This is a genomic window from Actinoalloteichus sp. GBA129-24, assembly GCF_001941645.1.
Lineage (GTDB): Bacteria > Actinomycetota > Actinomycetes > Mycobacteriales > Pseudonocardiaceae > Actinoalloteichus_A > Actinoalloteichus_A fjordicus.
In genome coordinates this window covers 5,611,962-5,628,433 of sequence record NZ_CP016077.1, presented here as the reverse complement: position 1 = coordinate 5,628,433, position 16,472 = coordinate 5,611,962, and the positions used below count along the sequence as shown (strand labels likewise).

Annotated in this window: 14 protein-coding genes; 5 read left to right on the top strand and 9 right to left on the bottom strand. The window is 69.2% G+C overall.

Features of this window, described 5'->3' with window-relative positions; translation table 11 throughout:
- Positions 1-92: 92 nt before the first annotated feature.
- Entirely contained in the window at positions 93-923 is an 831-nt protein-coding gene (locus tag UA75_RS34110; RefSeq protein ID WP_075742207.1) for a MarR family winged helix-turn-helix transcriptional regulator, read from the bottom strand.
- A 91-nt stretch (positions 924-1,014) separates the two neighbouring features.
- Here UA75_RS34110 and UA75_RS24055 point away from each other — a divergent pair, with 91 nt between their 5' ends.
- The gene (locus UA75_RS24055; protein ID WP_075742206.1) at positions 1,015-2,208 is read left to right on the top strand and encodes a PP2C family protein-serine/threonine phosphatase; all 1,194 of its coding nucleotides are present in this window, start codon (positions 1,015-1,017) and stop codon (positions 2,206-2,208) included.
- A gap of 445 nt (positions 2,209-2,653) precedes the next feature.
- Here UA75_RS24055 and UA75_RS33405 read toward each other — a convergent pair whose 3' ends face one another.
- Both UA75_RS33405 and UA75_RS24045 read right to left on the bottom strand, forming a co-directional pair.
- On the bottom strand, positions 2,654-3,217 hold the full coding sequence (locus UA75_RS33405) for an ATP-binding protein (RefSeq protein ID WP_198042842.1): 564 nt from the start codon (positions 3,215-3,217) through the stop codon (positions 2,654-2,656).
- A 159-nt stretch (positions 3,218-3,376) separates the two neighbouring features.
- Positions 3,377-3,730, bottom strand: coding sequence for an STAS domain-containing protein (locus tag UA75_RS24045; protein WP_075742205.1), 354 nt, complete (start codon positions 3,728-3,730; stop codon positions 3,377-3,379).
- Between the two features lie 333 nt (positions 3,731-4,063).
- Between UA75_RS24045 and UA75_RS24040 the strand changes: the two genes are divergently transcribed.
- Positions 4,064-4,363 (top strand): WhiB family transcriptional regulator, encoded by a 300-nt coding sequence (locus UA75_RS24040; protein ID WP_075742204.1) that lies wholly within the window; start codon positions 4,064-4,066, stop codon positions 4,361-4,363.
- Positions 4,364-4,423: 60 nt separating this feature from the next.
- On the opposite strand, the gene UA75_RS24035 is transcribed toward UA75_RS24040, so the two are convergent.
- The 5 genes from UA75_RS24035 to UA75_RS24015 all read right to left on the bottom strand — a co-directional run bounded on the left by UA75_RS24035 (position 4,424) and on the right by UA75_RS24015 (position 9,898).
- The gene (locus tag UA75_RS24035; RefSeq protein ID WP_075742203.1) at positions 4,424-5,209 is read right to left on the bottom strand and encodes a SigB/SigF/SigG family RNA polymerase sigma factor; all 786 of its coding nucleotides are present in this window, start codon (positions 5,207-5,209) and stop codon (positions 4,424-4,426) included.
- Positions 5,206-5,631: a hypothetical protein gene (locus UA75_RS24030; protein WP_075742202.1), complete on the bottom strand. Its 426-nt coding sequence runs from the start codon at positions 5,629-5,631 to the stop codon at positions 5,206-5,208. Before UA75_RS24030 ends, UA75_RS24035 begins: the two co-directional genes overlap by 4 nt.
- A 230-nt stretch (positions 5,632-5,861) precedes the next feature.
- Positions 5,862-7,220, bottom strand: coding sequence for a glutamate-cysteine ligase family protein (locus UA75_RS24025; protein ID WP_075742201.1), 1,359 nt, complete (start codon positions 7,218-7,220; stop codon positions 5,862-5,864).
- A gap of 292 nt (positions 7,221-7,512) precedes the next feature.
- Entirely contained in the window at positions 7,513-8,466 is a 954-nt protein-coding gene (locus UA75_RS24020) for a glycoside hydrolase family 16 protein (protein WP_075742200.1), read from the bottom strand.
- 832 nt (positions 8,467-9,298) lie between these two features.
- Positions 9,299-9,898 carry a GNAT family N-acetyltransferase gene (locus tag UA75_RS24015; protein WP_075742199.1) on the bottom strand — a complete coding sequence of 200 codons (600 nt, stop codon included), beginning with the start codon at positions 9,896-9,898 and terminating at the stop codon, positions 9,299-9,301.
- 292 nt (positions 9,899-10,190) lie between these two features.
- On the opposite strand from UA75_RS24015, the gene UA75_RS24010 reads away from it, so the two are divergent.
- Genes UA75_RS24010 through UA75_RS24000 form a run of 3 tightly spaced genes read left to right on the top strand, consistent with a single transcriptional unit; the run spans position 10,191 to position 13,737 of the window.
- Positions 10,191-11,063: a vWA domain-containing protein gene (locus tag UA75_RS24010; RefSeq protein ID WP_075742198.1), complete on the top strand. Its 873-nt coding sequence runs from the start codon at positions 10,191-10,193 to the stop codon at positions 11,061-11,063.
- 5 nt (positions 11,064-11,068) lie between these two features.
- Complete coding sequence (locus UA75_RS24005; protein WP_075742197.1) at positions 11,069-11,773, top strand: protein phosphatase 2C domain-containing protein; 705 nt, start codon at positions 11,069-11,071, stop codon at positions 11,771-11,773.
- Positions 11,770-13,737 (top strand): hypothetical protein, encoded by a 1,968-nt coding sequence (locus tag UA75_RS24000; RefSeq protein WP_075742196.1) that lies wholly within the window; start codon positions 11,770-11,772, stop codon positions 13,735-13,737. Before UA75_RS24005 ends, UA75_RS24000 begins: the two co-directional genes overlap by 4 nt.
- Before the next feature lie 154 nt (positions 13,738-13,891).
- Here the strand turns inward: UA75_RS24000 and UA75_RS23995 are convergent, their stop codons facing one another.
- Positions 13,892-16,240: a HelD family protein gene (locus UA75_RS23995; RefSeq protein ID WP_075742195.1), complete on the bottom strand. Its 2,349-nt coding sequence runs from the start codon at positions 16,238-16,240 to the stop codon at positions 13,892-13,894.
- Positions 16,241-16,472 lie beyond the last annotated feature (232 nt).

The following is a 16,472-nucleotide window of genomic DNA, read 5'->3' as shown; positions in this document are numbered from 1 at the left end:
CTGTCCACACCACGCCTACCGGTCCGGACGCCTCGACGATCAGCCGTGGCCACCGTGCGGTCGATCGGCCGGGCCTGCTGCGCGATGACGTCTCACGCCGACTGCTCGGTGTCCGGCCGCGCGGCGTCGGGGCGCGCCCCGATCGACCCGTCCCGAGGCGGACCGGGCCCGTCCTGGCGGCGACGGCCTCGCGGACCGCTCGATCCCCGATCCCACTGCTCGACCAGCCCGCGATCACGGTCGAGGCGCTCCCGCCGATCGGCCGCCCCCGCCTTCGGAGCCTGCGGGTCGGAGGCTTCCGACCCGCCGTCCGGGCGCCTCGACGGCCGGGCGGTCTCCGAGTCCTGGGTGGTCCCCGAGTCCTGGGTGGTCTCCGAGTTCCGGGTGTGCTCCGGGTACCGACCCCCACCGTCGGGCGGCGGCTCGATCGATCCGTCTCGCCGACCCTCTGCCGACTCCCGGCGGTCGAACGCGGCGGCGAACTCGTGCAGTCCGCGCAGCAGGGCGGTCCGGCCCTGACGGCTCATCGTCGACAGCACCGCACCGAGATCGGCCCGGCGGGTCTCGCGCAGTCGGGACAGCAGCCGGACGCCGTCCGGGCTCAGCACCAGTTCGATCTCGCGTCGATCGAGGGCTCCGGAGCGTCGTTCCAGCAGTCCGGCCGCCTCCAGTCGATCACAGAGTCTGCTTGCGGAGGAGGGCATCGCGCCGAGGACCTCGGCAAGGCCGGTCAGGTTGATCGAGTGGTGCCACTCCACGACCTGGAGGGCGCGGAGCTGAGCGGGGGACACCTTCGGGCGGACCGTGTCGCCCGCCCTGCCCAACAACAGGGTGAGCGACTCGGCCGCGACATCCGTCGCGCGGGTCTCCACCGGGTACGCCCCCTCGGAGGGCGAGCCGGGAGGCTGTCGCTCGGCTGCCATACCCCACTGTGACATAGCCGGTGATTCGGTACCGAAAGCCTCGCCATGGGTACCGTCGAGTCGGCGGTCCTCCCCCGCCTGAGGAGGAACGATGACGGCATGGCCTGCTATCGCCCTGCTGGAGCAGGCGCTCCGCAGACATCCGGTGCATGATCTCTTTCGAGCGCTGCCCGGACTGCTGGCGCTGCACGCGGGATTCCTCGACGCCACCGTGCGCCTTGCCGATTACCGCGTCGAACAGCTGCTGCCGCTCGGCGGCCACGACGCCGTCGCCGTCCCCGTCACCGGCTCACTCGACGGTGCCGCCTTCCGCGATCAGCGGCCGGTGATCGCCGACGCGGCGGCAGGCCTGGTGCACGTTCCGTTGTCCACGCGCGGGAATCGGCTCGGGGTGCTCTCGGGACGCGTCGAGGAGGAGATCACTCCCACGGTGCTGGACAGGCTGGCGGAGGTGGCCGACGCCGTGGCGCACGCCGTCGCCATCGTCGAGACCTCCACTGATCAGCCTGCGCGGGCTCGCCGGGACCGGCGCCTGACCCTGGCCGCCGAGATGCAGTGGGAGCTGGTGCGCTCCTGGGGCCTGGAGTGCCCGGAGTTCACCATCGCGGGTCAGCTCGAACCGGCCTACGCGGTGCGCGGCGACAATTTCGACTGGAGCGCCGATCCGGGGCTGCTGAGCATCGCCGTCACCAACGGCCTCGGCGAGGGACTCGACGCCGCGCTGCTGACCAACGTCGGCATCAGCGCGCTGCGGAACAGCAGGAGGTCGGGCCTGCCCCTGACCGAGCAGGCCGCCCTCGCCGATCAGGCGGTCTGGGGCCAGCACGGCGGCGATCGACACCTGGCGGCCCTGCTGATCCAGGTCGAGCTGGCCACCGGGCGGATGACCATCGTCGACGCGGGATCGCCTCGGCTGTGGATCATCCGGGGTGATCACGTGCGGCGTGTCGAGTTGGAGGAGCAGCTTCCGCTCGGCATGTTCGACGGGACCTCCTACGAGACCCAGGAGGAGCTGCTGCTGCCGGGCGACCGACTGTTCGTGGTCAGCGACGGCGTCTACGACTCGTCCAACGGCACCCGCACGTACGGGGAGACGTCGTTGTCCCGCATCGTCCGATCCTCGCGCGGCCTGCCTGCGGGCGAGTCGGTCCGAGCGGTCCTGTCCGACCTCGCCGTCTTCCGCGAGCACACCGATCTCGACGACGACGCGGTGGTGGTGTGCCTGGACTGGCACGGGCCGACGTCGACGTCGGCGGGCGGTCGGACGGCGCCGGACGGAGGCTGATCGGGGCGGGTGCGGCCGAGCTGATCGGGCGGGTCTGAGCCGGTCGCTCGGAGTTCGTCCGAAGTGGTCAAGGAAGCCGAGTCGGTCCCGTGCGCGGCGGAGCGCGGGCGGTCGCATCGGAGTTCCGGCGGGATCGCGTCGGCGTCGGTGGGTGCGTGGAAGCACGGCGCCTGTCGTCGCGGCGGGCGGATCGACGTGTGAAGGAGGCGACGTCCCGCAACGGTCCGGGCGGTCGGACGACCTTGCCTCGGCAGCAGGCCGTCCTCGTCCCTCGCGGTGTCCGTGCCGGTCGTCGCCGCTCGCCCGCCGTGCCCCGCCAGAACGTCGGCGACCTCGTCGTGCGCGGCTGCCGTCGCCGTCGCCGTCGCCGTCGCCGTCGCCGTCGATCCGTCGCGCCCGCCCGACCTCGACGAAGGGCGCGTCATTCGATCATGCGGACCGCCGCCTAGGCGTCGGGCGTGCGGCGTGCCTGTGCTGGTATCTGGAACTCGGCCCAGACGCACTTGCCTGCGCCGTCGGTCTGGAAACCCCAGTCGGAGCTGATGGCGGCGACGATGAGCAGACCTCGACTGCGCTCGCCCAGCGGGTCCGACCAGGAGATCTGCGGTGAATCGAGACTTCGGTCATGGACGCGGAGCGTTATCCGCGTCGTACTGCGCTCGACCTCCAGGCGGATCGGTGCCGCACCGTGCTCCACGGCGTTGGTGACGAGTTCCGAGGTGGCCAGCAGGACGTCGTCCACCAGTTCCCCCTCCAGCCCCCATCGGCCCAGCGCCGTGCCCACGGTGTGGCGTGCCTCGCCTGCGGCGGCGACCCCGCCCGGCGTCTCCATTCTGATCAGTGCACGCGTCTCCATCGTCCGATGCCTGCCCACCCTCGCCGTCGTGCGGCCGGTGCCGCTCTGCCGCGACGACGAGTGCTCGATCAGGAGCACTCGTGCGCCGTGTGCGTCGGCCTCGCCACCGCTGAAACCGTGTCCGCCTCCGGTCGTTGCGCCGTCGAGGATCATCCGTCCTTCGGCTGCCTCATCGACGCATCCGAGCCGGCCGACCGTCGGCATTGCGGGAGACCAGCCGCGCATCGCGCTCGCTGGTCTCCACTCCGCCTCGTCATGGTGGCTCACGCCGGTTGGTTTACCCAGCCGTTTCGCGAATCAATCAGGAGACGATCAGGACTGGGTGCCGGTCGTTCCGGCTGCCCGCCCTCCTGACGACGACGCACCGAGACCCAGGACCTCGGCCAGTCCGGTGATCTCGATGATCTTGCGCAGCTGAGACTGCGGGTTCACCACGGTCAGGCGAACGCCGTGCTCCTCGGCCTGTCGGAGGCCTCCCACCAGGACTCGCAGGCCTGCCGAGTCCATGAACGAGACCTCGGCGACGTCGACGGTCACCTCCTCGGCGTCCGTGGCGGTGATCGCCGTGCCGAGTTCCTGCTCCAACTCCGGCGCGGTGCTCAGGTCCACCTCGCCCGCGACGCTGAGTCGTGTCGAGGGGTGTCCTTCGGCGGTGATGCGCAACATCACAATCCCTTCCTTGCCTGGATCGTCATGCCTGGTGGCGAGCCTGGCATGTCACGGTGAGCCCGCGGAGAACGGTCGTGCACGCATGATAGTTGTCCTGCGACAAAGAACTACCATCCGCCATCTCGCCTACCACGCAGCCTGCATATCACGATGCATGTGCCCCGGACGACGTGGAGTAGATCACTCTCAGGCCGCCGTTTCACCCCCGGCGGGTCGGGTACCTCACCGCTGCCGACGGCGTGTCGCCCAGGGCGGCGAACGACGAGATCACGTCCTGCCCTGCGCACGGACCCGTCGGCGCGTCCTGCTGTAACTACCTCGGGAGTCATCATGGCTGAGACCGGACGTCTGCCCACGCCGGTGACGGAGCACTGGGACTGGCAGCTCGACGGCGCCTGCAGAGGTGCCAACAGCAGGCTGTTCTTCCATCCCGAGTCCGAACGCGGCCATGCCAGGGAGAAGCGGGAGAGCCGGGCGAAGGCGATCTGCCGGTCCTGCCCGGTGCTCACCCAGTGCCGCGAGTACGCCCTGACCAGCCAGGAGGCCTATGGGGTCTGGGGAGCGATGGGAGAGGGCGAACGTCGGGAACTCCTTAAGAGCCGTCGCCGAGAACTGCGGATGGCGCTCTGAACTTGGTGGGGGACGAGGACGATCGGCACTTGGTGGGGGACGAGGACGATCGGCGGTAAGTCATTCGCCGCCGCCCTCGACGTCGCCGATGCCCGCGCGCAGCCTGCTGAGGATGCTCGCCAGCAGTCGCGAGACCTGCATCTGTGAGACGCCGACGCGCCGGGCGATGTCGGCCTGACTCATGCCGCCGAAGAAGCGCAGCACGACGATCTTGCGGTCACGTTCGGGGAGCTTGGCCAGCAGCGGATGCAGCAGCCTGCGGTTGTCCACCTCGTCCATCTCCGGGTCGGCCGAGCCTAACGGCGCATTCGGCGAGTCCTCCAAGAGTCGGTCCAGCGAGGAGCCCTGCCGTCCGCCACTGGCGACGAGTGCCTCGAAGACCTCCTCGCGGGAAATGCCGAGGTGTTCGGCGAGCTCGCTCGGCTTCGGCGTGCGGCCGAGCGACTGGGTCAGCTCGTTGCGGGCCCCGATCACGGAGGCGCTCAACTCCTTGAGCCTGCGGGGCACCCGGACCGACCAGCTCGAATCACGGAAGTGACGGCGCAGCTCGCCCATGATCGTGGGCACCGCGAAGGGCAGGAAGGCGGCACCCCGATCCGCGTCGAAACGGTCGACGGCGTTGATGAGGCCCACCGTCGCGACCTGCACGAGGTCGTCCAGCGGTTCGCCGCGACGATCGAACTTGCGTGCGAGGTTCGTGGCGAGCCGAAGGTGCCTGCTGACGAGTTCGTCCCGGACCGCCTTGCGTCGGTCGTCGTCTTGGTCGAGCGCGGCCAGCCTGGCGAACAGCTCCTCGTTGGCCGGCTCGTCCGTGCCTGCGGTCGGTTCGGTCTGCTGCGTCGTCATCGGTTCGCCTGCTCGCCTCTACGGCGGACCAGCTCGATCCGAACGAGATCATCCTCGCCCGCCTCCTCGACGTGATCGGTCACCTCGTCCGTCAGCGCCGACAGCACCTGCCAACCCATCGCCTCCTTGAAGTCGGCCCGGTCCCGGCGGGACCGAACCTCCGCGGTGATGGTGATCTCCTGCTCACTCGGCAGGAAGACGCAGGTCAGCCGAGCCTCGGGTGTGGCGATCGAGACGAGCAGCGAGCAGGCCTCGTCAACCGCCATCCGCAGGTCGTCGATCGCGTCGAGCTCCAGGTCTTCGCGCATCGCGATGTCCGCCGCCACGGTCCGCAGGATCGGCACCTGGGCGGCCACGGCGCCCACCTGCACCTCGACCAGGCCTGCGGACGCCGTTCTTGCGACGGTCTCTGGCTCTGTCACGGTTCATCTCCTCAGTAACCTGGCGACATCGCCGCCGCACCCATGTCGAGGCATCTCGCTCCTGGAACCTAGTGGCACGCGGGACTCCGGTGGGAACGGCGATGCCCGTCGGTTCCCATCCGCCTACGACGCCGACGGGTTCGCCGGAGACCGGGGACGCCGGTGTCCGGGGGCAGTGCAGGCCCACCTCAGTCGGGCCTGCCCTGCGCCACAGTAGGCGAGACGAGTGCTCAGATTCGATGGGCGGCGACATAGCGGGCCGGGTCGCCCGCGAGATCGCCCTCCCAGCGGGCCAAGGTCTCCTCCGCGAAGGTCCGGCCGCTCTCGATCACCTCGACGAGCGGATCGAGATAGGCCACCACCTCGGGGCGTTCCAGCCCGGCGCGCACCCGCGCCGCCAGACCGTCCGAGGCCAGCCGGAGCAGCTCCGCGCCGAGTTCGCGGACCGAGTCGCCCGCGATGCGCGCCGACAGGCCGTGCTTGATCAGGTCTTCGGACGCTGCGCGCAGATCGGCGGGCCGATAGGCCTTCAACAGGCTCCAGGCGGCGTCTCTGGAGGGACGGTGGTAGCTCAGTCCGGTCCACAGCGCGGGGATCGCCGGGGAGTTCGGCCAGGCAGGGCCGTCGGCCGCGCGCATCTCCAGGGTCTCGCGCAGGCGCACGTCGGTCCAGATCTGTGACAGGTGGGCCTGCCAGTCCGCGAGGTCGGGCAGCGTTCCATCGGCGAACCCGGCCACGAGCAGCTCCCGGAACGGCCGGTCGGAGCCCCGCTGGTAGTCGTCGTCGGTGACCCGGTGGTACATCATCGGCAGGGCCGCCGCCCAGTCGACGAAGTCCTGAACCCGCATGTCGTCCCGGAGGGCGGGCGTCAGCACGCCGCAGCGGGTCGGATCGGTCTTCTGCCAGCACTGCCCCCGACGCGACAGCACGCCGGTGGGCGCCCCGCCCTCGATCGGCGAGTTCACGAACATCGCCGCGACGACCGGGGACGCCGCCACCTGCATCCGGATCTTCTCCCGCAGGTCGTCCTCGTCGAGATAGTCCAGCGTCACCTGGGTGGACAGCGTCATGGTCATCACCGTCGGGCCCCACCTGCCGACCTCGCCGAGCGAGTCGAAGTACTCGGCCATCCGATCGCCCCTGGTCTTGGGCACTCTCCTGATCTGGTGGACGAGGTCGAACGGCAGATTGCCGCCCGGCATGACCGCCATGCCGAGCTGTGCGGCGACCTCGGAGACCCAGGTCAGCGACTCGCGCATCCGCCCGACCACGGCTGCCAGATCACTGCCAGGAGCCGAGGAGTACTCCAGCGCTCCGCCGTGCTCCAGGGTGATCGAGAGGCCCGAGGGCTGGGTGAATCCGGTGAGGTGGCCTCGATCGCGAATCGGCTCGCCGCCGATCTCGGCGAGCAGGACCTCCAGGAGACGTTCCATGCCGTACTCGCCGAGATAGGGGACCGCCCGGCCCGTGGCCGGGTCGACGACGGCGGTCTCGATCTCGACGCCGATCAGCTCGGCCGCATCGGGAGGCCTGCAGAACAGCGACCGCAGGTCTGTCTCGGTCAGCGGCTCGGATGTCGACACGCTCATGACCTCTCCTTTGCTCGCCCCAGCGGATCGATCGCCGTCGTCAGCTCCGAGTGGGTCCTCCAGATCTGTCCAGACCGGGGTCCAGGACTCGACTGCGCGGACGACGCCACGGCCCCCCTGTTCGGGGAACGCACACTCGTGCCTCCTCGCCTGGCCAGATCGAGATATCCCCACTGACAGTAGTCGGTTGACTGCGAATCACTCCTGTGGCGAGTCCGACAGTCGTCGTGTCGTCCAGTGGATGAGAGCGCGTGCCTGCTCCGCTGATCGGGTCCCGGTGACGCGGTGTCGATCAGCCTGCGGGGACGGTGTCCACGTGGTCGACACCGGAACTCCGGTAGCCAGCGACCTCGGCGAGGACCTGGTCGGGGCTCACGATCTCGTCCTTCGCGTGATACACCCAGTCGACCTGCTGCTCCCAGGTACGGGACTCGGAGCTGTCGAGGAGACCGGTCTCGATGAACCACTGGTTGAAGTGGATCGCCATCGGAGTGTCCGGATACACGGCACCGTTGTGCTCGGCCACCAGTCGACCGTCGAGGTAGTACCGCAGGCTCGTCCCGTCGGCCTGTACGACGAGGTCGTGCCAGCCCGCCTCGCTGCCGGGGACCGCGGTCGACTCGTTGAGCGAACCACCCGCCGGGTCGTAGGTCTCCCAGCTGGTGAGGAACAGTGCCGAGCCGGACTGCCCCCAGCCGCCGTTGGGCAGGTACTCGAAGTCGAGTTCCCCGTATTCGGGGTCGTACGGAAAGCGCAGCGGTGTGATCGTGAAGAAGGCCTGGACCAGCTCGTCACCGTCCGGACCGGCCACCGGCGTGTCGGAGAACCGCACCCTGGCCGCGTAGGTGCCGTGGTGGAACTTGCGCTGGTGCAGGATCTCCGCCTGTGCGGTGCCCGCCTGGGTGCCGTCGGTGGTGGCCGACAGCCGCAGGACGCGGCCGCCCTCGCCGTCGGTGAAGCCGACGTTCTCCGGCGCCCAGGTGTCGCCGCCCATGCCGGGCCCGCCGCCGTAGGAGCGGACCGTCCAGCCGCGTTGGCCCAGCCGCGAGTCGGTGTGGGAGGTGTAGTCGAAGTCGTCGAACAACACGGGAGTCTGGGCCGTGCCGTTCTCGTGTCCTGCGGGGAGCGCGGCGCCGGGCGTCGTGGCGGTGCCCGCCTGTGCGGTGCCCAACGGGACGAGTCCGACGACGGCGACGGCGAGCAGGGAGCGCAGCGCTCCACGTCGCAGGCTCACGGATTTGATCATGATCGTCCTCTCCTGCGGCCCGTCGGCGACACCGCGTCGGTGATGTCGCGGCCGGGCGACGAGCCTGCCCGACGCCCCTGGTCCGCGCTGCACGGAATTCCTGCGCCAGCCGTCGCCGGGTTTCGGTATTTCCGAGGAGGCCGAGAATGGCGACTTCGCGCCGACCCTAAAGCACCCGATCTTCGTTCGGCAATGCGCGCGGCCGAGGATTCCGGCGTCGAACAGCCCTCGATCCCGGAATCGGTCCTCGGGTGTTCCTGATCAGGCCGTGATCTGCGCAGCAGAGATTGCCGGTGACATCGTGGTCGATGGCCTGGGTCACGTCGGTCGATCGGCGGCGCGGCTGATGAGCGGGATCGGCAGGCGTCCGGACGTCGATGCTGCCGACGGCGCAATGCGATCGGCCATTCGGCGCAGCAGGAACGGCGGTCGTCGTTCCCGATGGTGCGGCGGTGTCCGACGAGACGTCTGCCGGGAAACTGCTCGACGTTCCATCGAACTACCGAGATTCGCCTGTGATCGTTCTCGCCGATGGCAGGGTGCCCATTGCCTGCGCAGCCGAACCGCCGGTTCGGCATGATCCGAGGCAGCCGCCGAAAAGATCGGTCCACAGTCGTGGCCGGGCGGCGATCGAAGGCCCGAGAAATCGCCTCGACGCCGCAGGCCTGGGCTGCGACACCGGTAGGACGACGCCCGGTTCGGCCGGGCCCCGGCGACCGGCCTGCTGCCGTAGGCGCGACCGAGTCGCGTCGGACGCCGAGATCGGGCTGCCGCGCGGGCCGCCGGCTCACGCTGCGTCGTCGACGGGCCCGGAGAGAGCAGAGCTGTCGAGTCAGCCGGTCGGCCTGCGTGTCATGCACCAGGTGCGGGGGCCGCCGTCGGGCAGCTCGACGTCGGCCGTGACGACGAAGCCGAGTTGTTGGTAGAAGGCCACGTTGCGCTCCGTGGAGGTCTCCAGGAAGGCGGTGACGCCTGCGGCCTCGGCAGCGTCGATCCCCGGCCGGAGCACCGCCCTCCCCAGTCCTCGGCCCTGCCGGTCGGGATGAACCCCCACGGTGCCGAGGAACCACACCGGCTCCGTCGGCCGATGCGGGGCCAGGGCGGCCTCGGCCGACGACGCGGCAGTCGCGCGCTCGCCTGCCAGCTCGGCGAGCTCCGGGCCGAGCCCGGCGAGGACCTCGCCTGCATCGGGTGCGTCCGGGACGGTCCATGCCGCCACCGCATCCCCGCCATCGGCCACCCACACCCGGCCGTGCGGCATTCCGAGCTCGACCAGGAACAGCTCCTGAAAGCGTGTCACCCGGCGCAGGTGGTCCCTGGCGTCGACGACATGTCGCAGGTACGGGTAGTCGCGGAAGGCGGCGCCGAGGGTCTCCACCGCACGAGGCAGATCCGCCTCGGTGATCGGGCGGACGTCGGGCGGCCTGGTCATGCACTTCCTCCGAGGTGACGATCTGCGGAGGCCAGATGTTACCTGCGGAGTGCGATTCGTTTGTTCGGAACCAGGGAGATGCGGGAGGACGGCTGGGTTGCAGCTTGTCTTCGACGATCTCGCGCCTTCTCGGGTTTCAACTGCGCCCTCTGGAAGGTCGAGGAGCATCGACTTGATAGCGTCGAGACGTCCGTCACATCGGAAATCGTGTTCGCGTTCGGGGGAGTGCGTTCGCGGTGCGAGTTCGCTACCCGCGCCTACTGGTGCGGGGCCCAGGAGACAGGGGACGTTGATGTACACCGCCGAGATCAGCCGGAAGCATCCGGCCTGCCTTCTGCTGCTCATCGACCAGTCGTACTCAATGGGTGAGACCTGGCCGGACGTCGGGGGGTCGAAGGCCGAATACCTGGCGCTGATCGTCAACCGGGTTCTCGGCTCCGCCTCGCTGTTGTGCAGCAAGGGGGACGACAGGTTCCACGACTACTTCGACGTCGGCGTCATCGGATATGGCGGAACCGTCGACTCCCTGTTGCACGGTGCGGACTTCGATCGTCCACTGCTGCCGATCAGCGAGGTGGCGAACAACCCACGGCGCATTGACCAGATCCTGAAGAAGATTCCAGACGGGGCTGGCGGTGTTGTCGAGCAGACGATCTCGAGTCCTGTCTGGATCGATCCGGAGACCAACGGCGCCACTCCCATGGTCGCGGCACTGGCAGCTGCGGAATCCGTCGTGACTCAGTGGTGTGCTGCCCATCCGGCGAGCCTTCCGCCGATCGTCATTAATCTCACCGATGGGGTGAGCACAGACGGCGACCCCGCTGAGGCCGCAGCACGGTTGCGGACGGTGATGACGGATGACGGCCCCGTGCTGCTGTTCAACGTGCACATCTCTGCTCTGTCGAACCACCAGGTTCTGTTTCCTGACTCTGCTGCCGGGCTGCCTGATCGGTACGCCGTGAAGCTCTTCGACATGTCCAGCGTCCTGCCCGCAGGCATGAAGGACGCTGCTGCAAGCTTCGGATACTCGATCGCTCCAGAGTCACGAGGATTTCTATACAACGCGCAAGCGGCCGTCGTCACGGAGTTCTTGGACATCGGCACGCGGGCGGCGACGCCGACCGGACTGCGGGAACTCACCGACGGCACGTCGGCAGCGGGCTGATCTCGATGAAGTCGGTGCATCGAGCGTTCTCCTACTCTGTGCCCAAGAACGGCAGGGAGGAGTCGGAGAACGAGGATCAGGTGGGCTACGACGAGGCAGCGGGCCGCTTTGCCGTCGCGGACGGGGCATCCACGGCCGCCCGATCCGAGGTCTGGGCGCGCATCCTCGTCGAGTCGTTTCTCTCGGATGGGACGGACCCGTCTGCGACGAACGTGCTGCCGCTGCTTCGGAAGAGGTGGGAAACGGAGACCGCTGCGCAAGCCACGTCCTGGGTCGCGCAGGAGAAGCTCCGGCAGGGCAGTGCAGCGGCGTTCGTCGGCCTGAGCCTCCGCGACGGTGGCTACCAGGTGATTGCCGTCGGCGATGCCTGCTACCTCCATCTGCGGAATAACCGAGTCGTCAGGTTCGGGCCCGTTGCCTCGGCGGCGGAGTTCACCCGGTTCCCGAGCCTGGTGCGCACCGACGGCGGGCCCCGATCAATCGACCAGCGCGGTGAGTACCGCACGGGCGACCGGTTTTTGCTGGTGACCGATGCGTTGGCGGCATTCCTGATGCGGCGGCTGGAACGGAGCGGTCCGAAGATCAGACTGCCCCGCTTCGCCAAGGCCGACTGGACGGGAGATCAACAGGCCTTTGCTGCGATCATCGCGGGTTATCGAGACGAGGGTCTCGCCAACGACGACACTACCGCGTGCGTGATCAGGACATGAACCTGCCCAGTTTGCTCGACTACTCCGAGGCCGTCCAGAATCCCGCGACCTCCTTCCTCGATCCAACGCTGAGGCGGGGGCGCGCGAGGTTGAATCCGCAGCAGGGCCCGACTGCGGCCACGGGCGGCTTCGCCGTCACCTTCGACATCACCTCGGGGGCGCAGCGCTACGCGGTCCGCTGCTTCCACAAGCATAAGCAGCACCTGCGAGAACGCTATGAACAGATCGCGGGATTCGTCGCCGGGGCGAGCGAGGCGGACTTCCTGGTCAGTGTGGAGTACCTGGCTCGGGGCATGCGGATCGGCGGAGAGACCTTCCCGATCGTGCGGATGCCCTGGGTTACCGGCAGTCCACTGCACTTCTGGCTTGAGGACAACCTCCGTGATCCCACTGCGATCGAGGCGGTTCGGCAGCGATTGGCGGAGGTGGTGCGGGCGCTGCGGCGACGCGGGGTTGCGCACGGCGACCTGCAACACGGCAACATCCTGGTCGGCGATCGAGGTGAGGTGCGGCTGGTTGATTACGACGGGATGTATCTGCCTTCGCTGCGGACGTTCGGCTCGCCTGAACTAGGTCACCGCAATTACCAGCACCCTGGGCGAGCCGAGCATTTCGACGAGTCCCTCGACGTCTTCGCCGCCGCCGTCGTGGATCTCTCACTGCTGGCGTTGCGGTGGCATCCGGAACTGTGGGACGAGTTCAACACCGGTGAGAATCTGATCTTCTCCGCTGTGGACTTCACCAGCCCCAGACAGTCGTCGCTGTTCGCGAGGCTGCTCGACATCCGGGAGACTGCCGCCGACACCCGCCGTCTGATGACGGCCTGTGAGACAGCCTTCGCCGACGCCCCTGCCGTGCTGCACAGCGTCGATGTCGTGCATCGATCTGCAGTCCCCGTTCGGTACGAGCCCCGCAGCGGGCCACATGTCCTGCCTGCTGCGAACGCTGCGGAACTTCGTCGTCGCCAGGGCGAGGAGATCACCGTCTTCGGGCGCGTCAAGGACTTCAAGTGGATGTCCCCGACCTTCACCATCGTCAATCTTGGGCGATGGCAGCATGCTGGCTTCGCGATCATCTGCTTTGGTCCGACCGGCGACGGACTGCGTCGGATGTACGGCGAGGACCTGGCCGGACTCGTGGGGAGCTGGGTCTCGATCACCGGAGTGATCCAGCTTTACCGGGGGAAGGGGCGTCCGGCCATGACGCCACAGATCCAGTTGCCGACGGCCAAAACGCTGCACGTCCTGACCGATGCACGGCTCGCCGAGTTGAGGGCGGCAGGAGATACCGGTTCCGCGGCTCCCGGCCGCCTGCCGCCGGCGGCAGGGCCGTCCATCACCGCGGCACCTCCCGCCGAGGTTCCCGACCGGACCGCCCCGGCGGTCGCGGCCGAAGGGCAGGCGGTTCGTGCACCGTCGGCTGCTGCGAGACCACCCGCCCCCGCTGTTCCCACGTCCGCTGCCTCGGCGCCGGGCACCTCGTCGAGCAGTGCACCCAGCAGGAGGCCCGGCGACGACAGCGACGAGCGGCTGAGCAGGCTCTACGGGTCGAGTGGCGTCGCGAAGAACGCACCGAGGGTCGCCGCGTCGCCGACCCCGGCGGCATCCGCGTCGCCGGGCTCCCGGCGGTCCGAGGCCGCCCCGGGCGCCAGGACCTCGCCTCGACCGGCCCGCTCCAATCCAGTGTCGTCGGAGACGGTCGCTCCGCAGAGCAGCGGCGCCGCCGCAGACGTGCCGTCGACCGCCGCCTCGCCTGCGCCGCCCGCCGCGCAGAGCGGTGTCTACCGACGACGCGCGGGTGAGCTGTCCCTCGAGGTACCGGGCCGACCGGTGTCGTCCGCGTCAGCCGACACGAGCCCTCCTTGGCATGCGTCGCAACCTCAGCCTGGCGGCTCGATCGAGCCGCCGCCCGCGGCGGCGAAACGGGGAGTCATCGACTGGATCAGGCGCCGTCTCGGCCTCTAAGCGCAGCGGAGGGAGACCTGGTCGCCCATCGCCGTTGATCGTGTCGGCCCGGGCGGACCGCGAGCGGGATCCGTTCGCCGCGACACCGTCCTGCGGCCGAGCCGACGTGGTGCCGCTCCGCCTCAGACGAGCGCCGCCGCACCACGGTCCTCCCTCACACGGCACTGTCCGAGTCGACCCGGGTGTGCAGGCCGGACAGCACGGCGGGCAGGTCGCCGGTGTGCAGGACGCCGAGCCGTCGGGTCGTCCTGGTGATGGCGACATAGAGGTCGTTGAGGCCGCGCGGCGACTCGTCGAGGATCGCCTGCGGTTCGACGACCAGGACCGAGTCGAACTCGAGGCCCTTGGCCTGTTCGACCGTGAGCACCGTGGTCTGCGCCGTCAGATCGCCGGACGCTCCCGGAGTCGACACCGCCGACGGCTCGTCCGCGAGTGCGGCCGTGAGCTCGTTAAGGTGTGCCGCCGGGACGAGCACGGCGATCCGCCCGTCGTCGACCTCGTCGACCTCGTCGGCCACCAGCCTGGTGAGTGCCTGGGGCGCCGTGCCCGGCGGTACTCGGAGCGACCACGGCGGGACTCCGGTGTCCCGGACCGACTGCGGTGCGCGGAGGTCGGGGTCGATCGCGGCGGCGACGTCGGCGGCGACGGCCATGATCTCGGTGGGCGTCCGGTAGTTCACCGTCAGCTCCTCCAGTCGCCAACGCTCGGCGACATAGGGGCCAAGGACCTGCGACCAGGAGTCGGCACCGCCCTCGGCGCCGGTCTGGGCGACGTCGCCGACCAGCGTCATCGACTTGCTGGGACAGCGGCGCATCAGCACCCGCCACGCCATCGCCGACAGCTCCTGCGCCTCGTCGACGACGACGTGACCGTAGGTCCAGGTCCGGTCGGCGGCGGCCCGCGCGGCCGTGGTCTCGTATCGCCGTTCCTCTTGGCGGGAGGCCAGCTGGGCGGCGTCGACGATGTCCACCGCGCGCAGCAGCTCGGGGTCGAGGTCTTCCTCCATGTCGAGGATGTCCAGCACGCCCTGCGCGTAGGCGATCTCGGCGCGACGGGCCTGCTCCTCCTGCTTGCGGGCCGTCCTGGAGTCCTCGCCGAGCAGTTCGTCGGCCTCGTCGAGCAGCGGGATGTCGGCGGCGGTCCAGCCGTCGCCGTCCGCACGCAGCATCGCCGCGCACTGCTCCTCGGTGTACAGCCGTCGGGCCGCCGTGGCCAGCCGCTTGGGCGAGCCGAACAGTTCACGCAGTAGTCGCTGCGGCGTGAGCGTGGGCCACAGCTCGTCGAGGGTGGCGCGCACCCCGTCGTCCGAGGACAGCTCCTCCTTGATGTCGTCGAGGTCGGCACGGTCCAACAGGTGCCTGCCGAGCCGGTCCGCGATCTGCAACGTCATCGCGGAGAACATCTCGCGGAGGAAGATCTCCTTGGCGTCGTTGTGCGGGCGTCGGGAGCGTCTGGCCCGGCCTCGGGCCTGAGTGACCATCGCGCGATCGATGACGACCGCCTCCCGATCGACCTGAATCTCGATCGGCTTCCTCGGCACGGTCTGGCGGTCCTTCACGGCGGCGGCCATGAGTTTGATCATCGCCGCGTCGCCCTTGAGCGCGGCGACGGCGGCCGACTCCTGCCGGGTCGCGGTGATGCCGGGATACAGCTCTGCGACGGTCGACAACACCACGCCCGTCTCGCCGAGCGAGGGCAGGACCTGACTGATGTAGCGCAGGAACGTCGGGTTCGGCCCGATCACCAGGGTGCCGCGCTTGGCGAGCTGATCACGGTGGGTGTAAAGCAGATAGGCGGTGCGGTGCAGTGCGACGGCCGTCTTTCCGGTGCCCGGCCCGCCCTGGACGACCAGGACGCCGCTGCGGGGCGAGCGGATGATCCGGTCCTGCTCCTGCTGGATGGTCGCGACGATGTCGGTCATCCGGCCGGTCCGGCTGCGGCTCATCGCCGCGAGCAGGGCCGCCTCCCCGGTGAGGGAGCCCGACCCGGCGCTCTCCGCGGCGGCGAGATCGAGCACCTCGTCGTCGATCGTGAGGACCTTGCGAGCCCGAGTCCGGACGTGGCGCCGCATCCGCACGTCCTCCGGTGACGCGGCGGTGGCCGTGTAGAAGGGGCGTGCCGCCGGGGCACGCCAGTCCATCAGCAGCGGCTCGTAGTCGTTGCCGTCGGAGGGGTCCTCGCTGTCGTCCGAGAGCCCCAGCCTCCCGATGTGCCGCCGTCCGCCGCTCGCCAGGTCCAGCCTGCCGAAGTAGAGGCCCTCTTCGACGTCGCGCAGCCGGGTCAGCTCCTCGGCGTACATGGCGGCGGCTATGTCGCGTTCCAGCCAGGCCTGCGGCGTCCCCGCGTGTTCCTGGCCGAGCACGGCGGCATGACGGGCGGTCGTCTCCTTGCGCAGTTCGTCGACGCGGCCGTAGAGCATCGACACGTAGTCCTGTTCGCGACGGATGTCTTCGCACTGCGAGCCATCGTTCGGACCATGCGAAGAATTTGACAACGGGTCCATCCCTTACTACGATCGAAATTACTCTTTGGCTCTCGTTACGCCTCTGTGTGCGGCCGGGAAGAGATTTTAGCAGCACTCCTCGCTGATTCCGTGCGTGTACCGGCAGCGGGCTCTCGGCATACCCTCGGTCCTCGTCGCACGCTGCGCAGCCGAGGAGGAGTCGGGTGTGGGTCGGGTCGTAGTCGTCGCCATCGCCTCGTCATGACGACCGGCGGGCGACGTTCATTCCCTC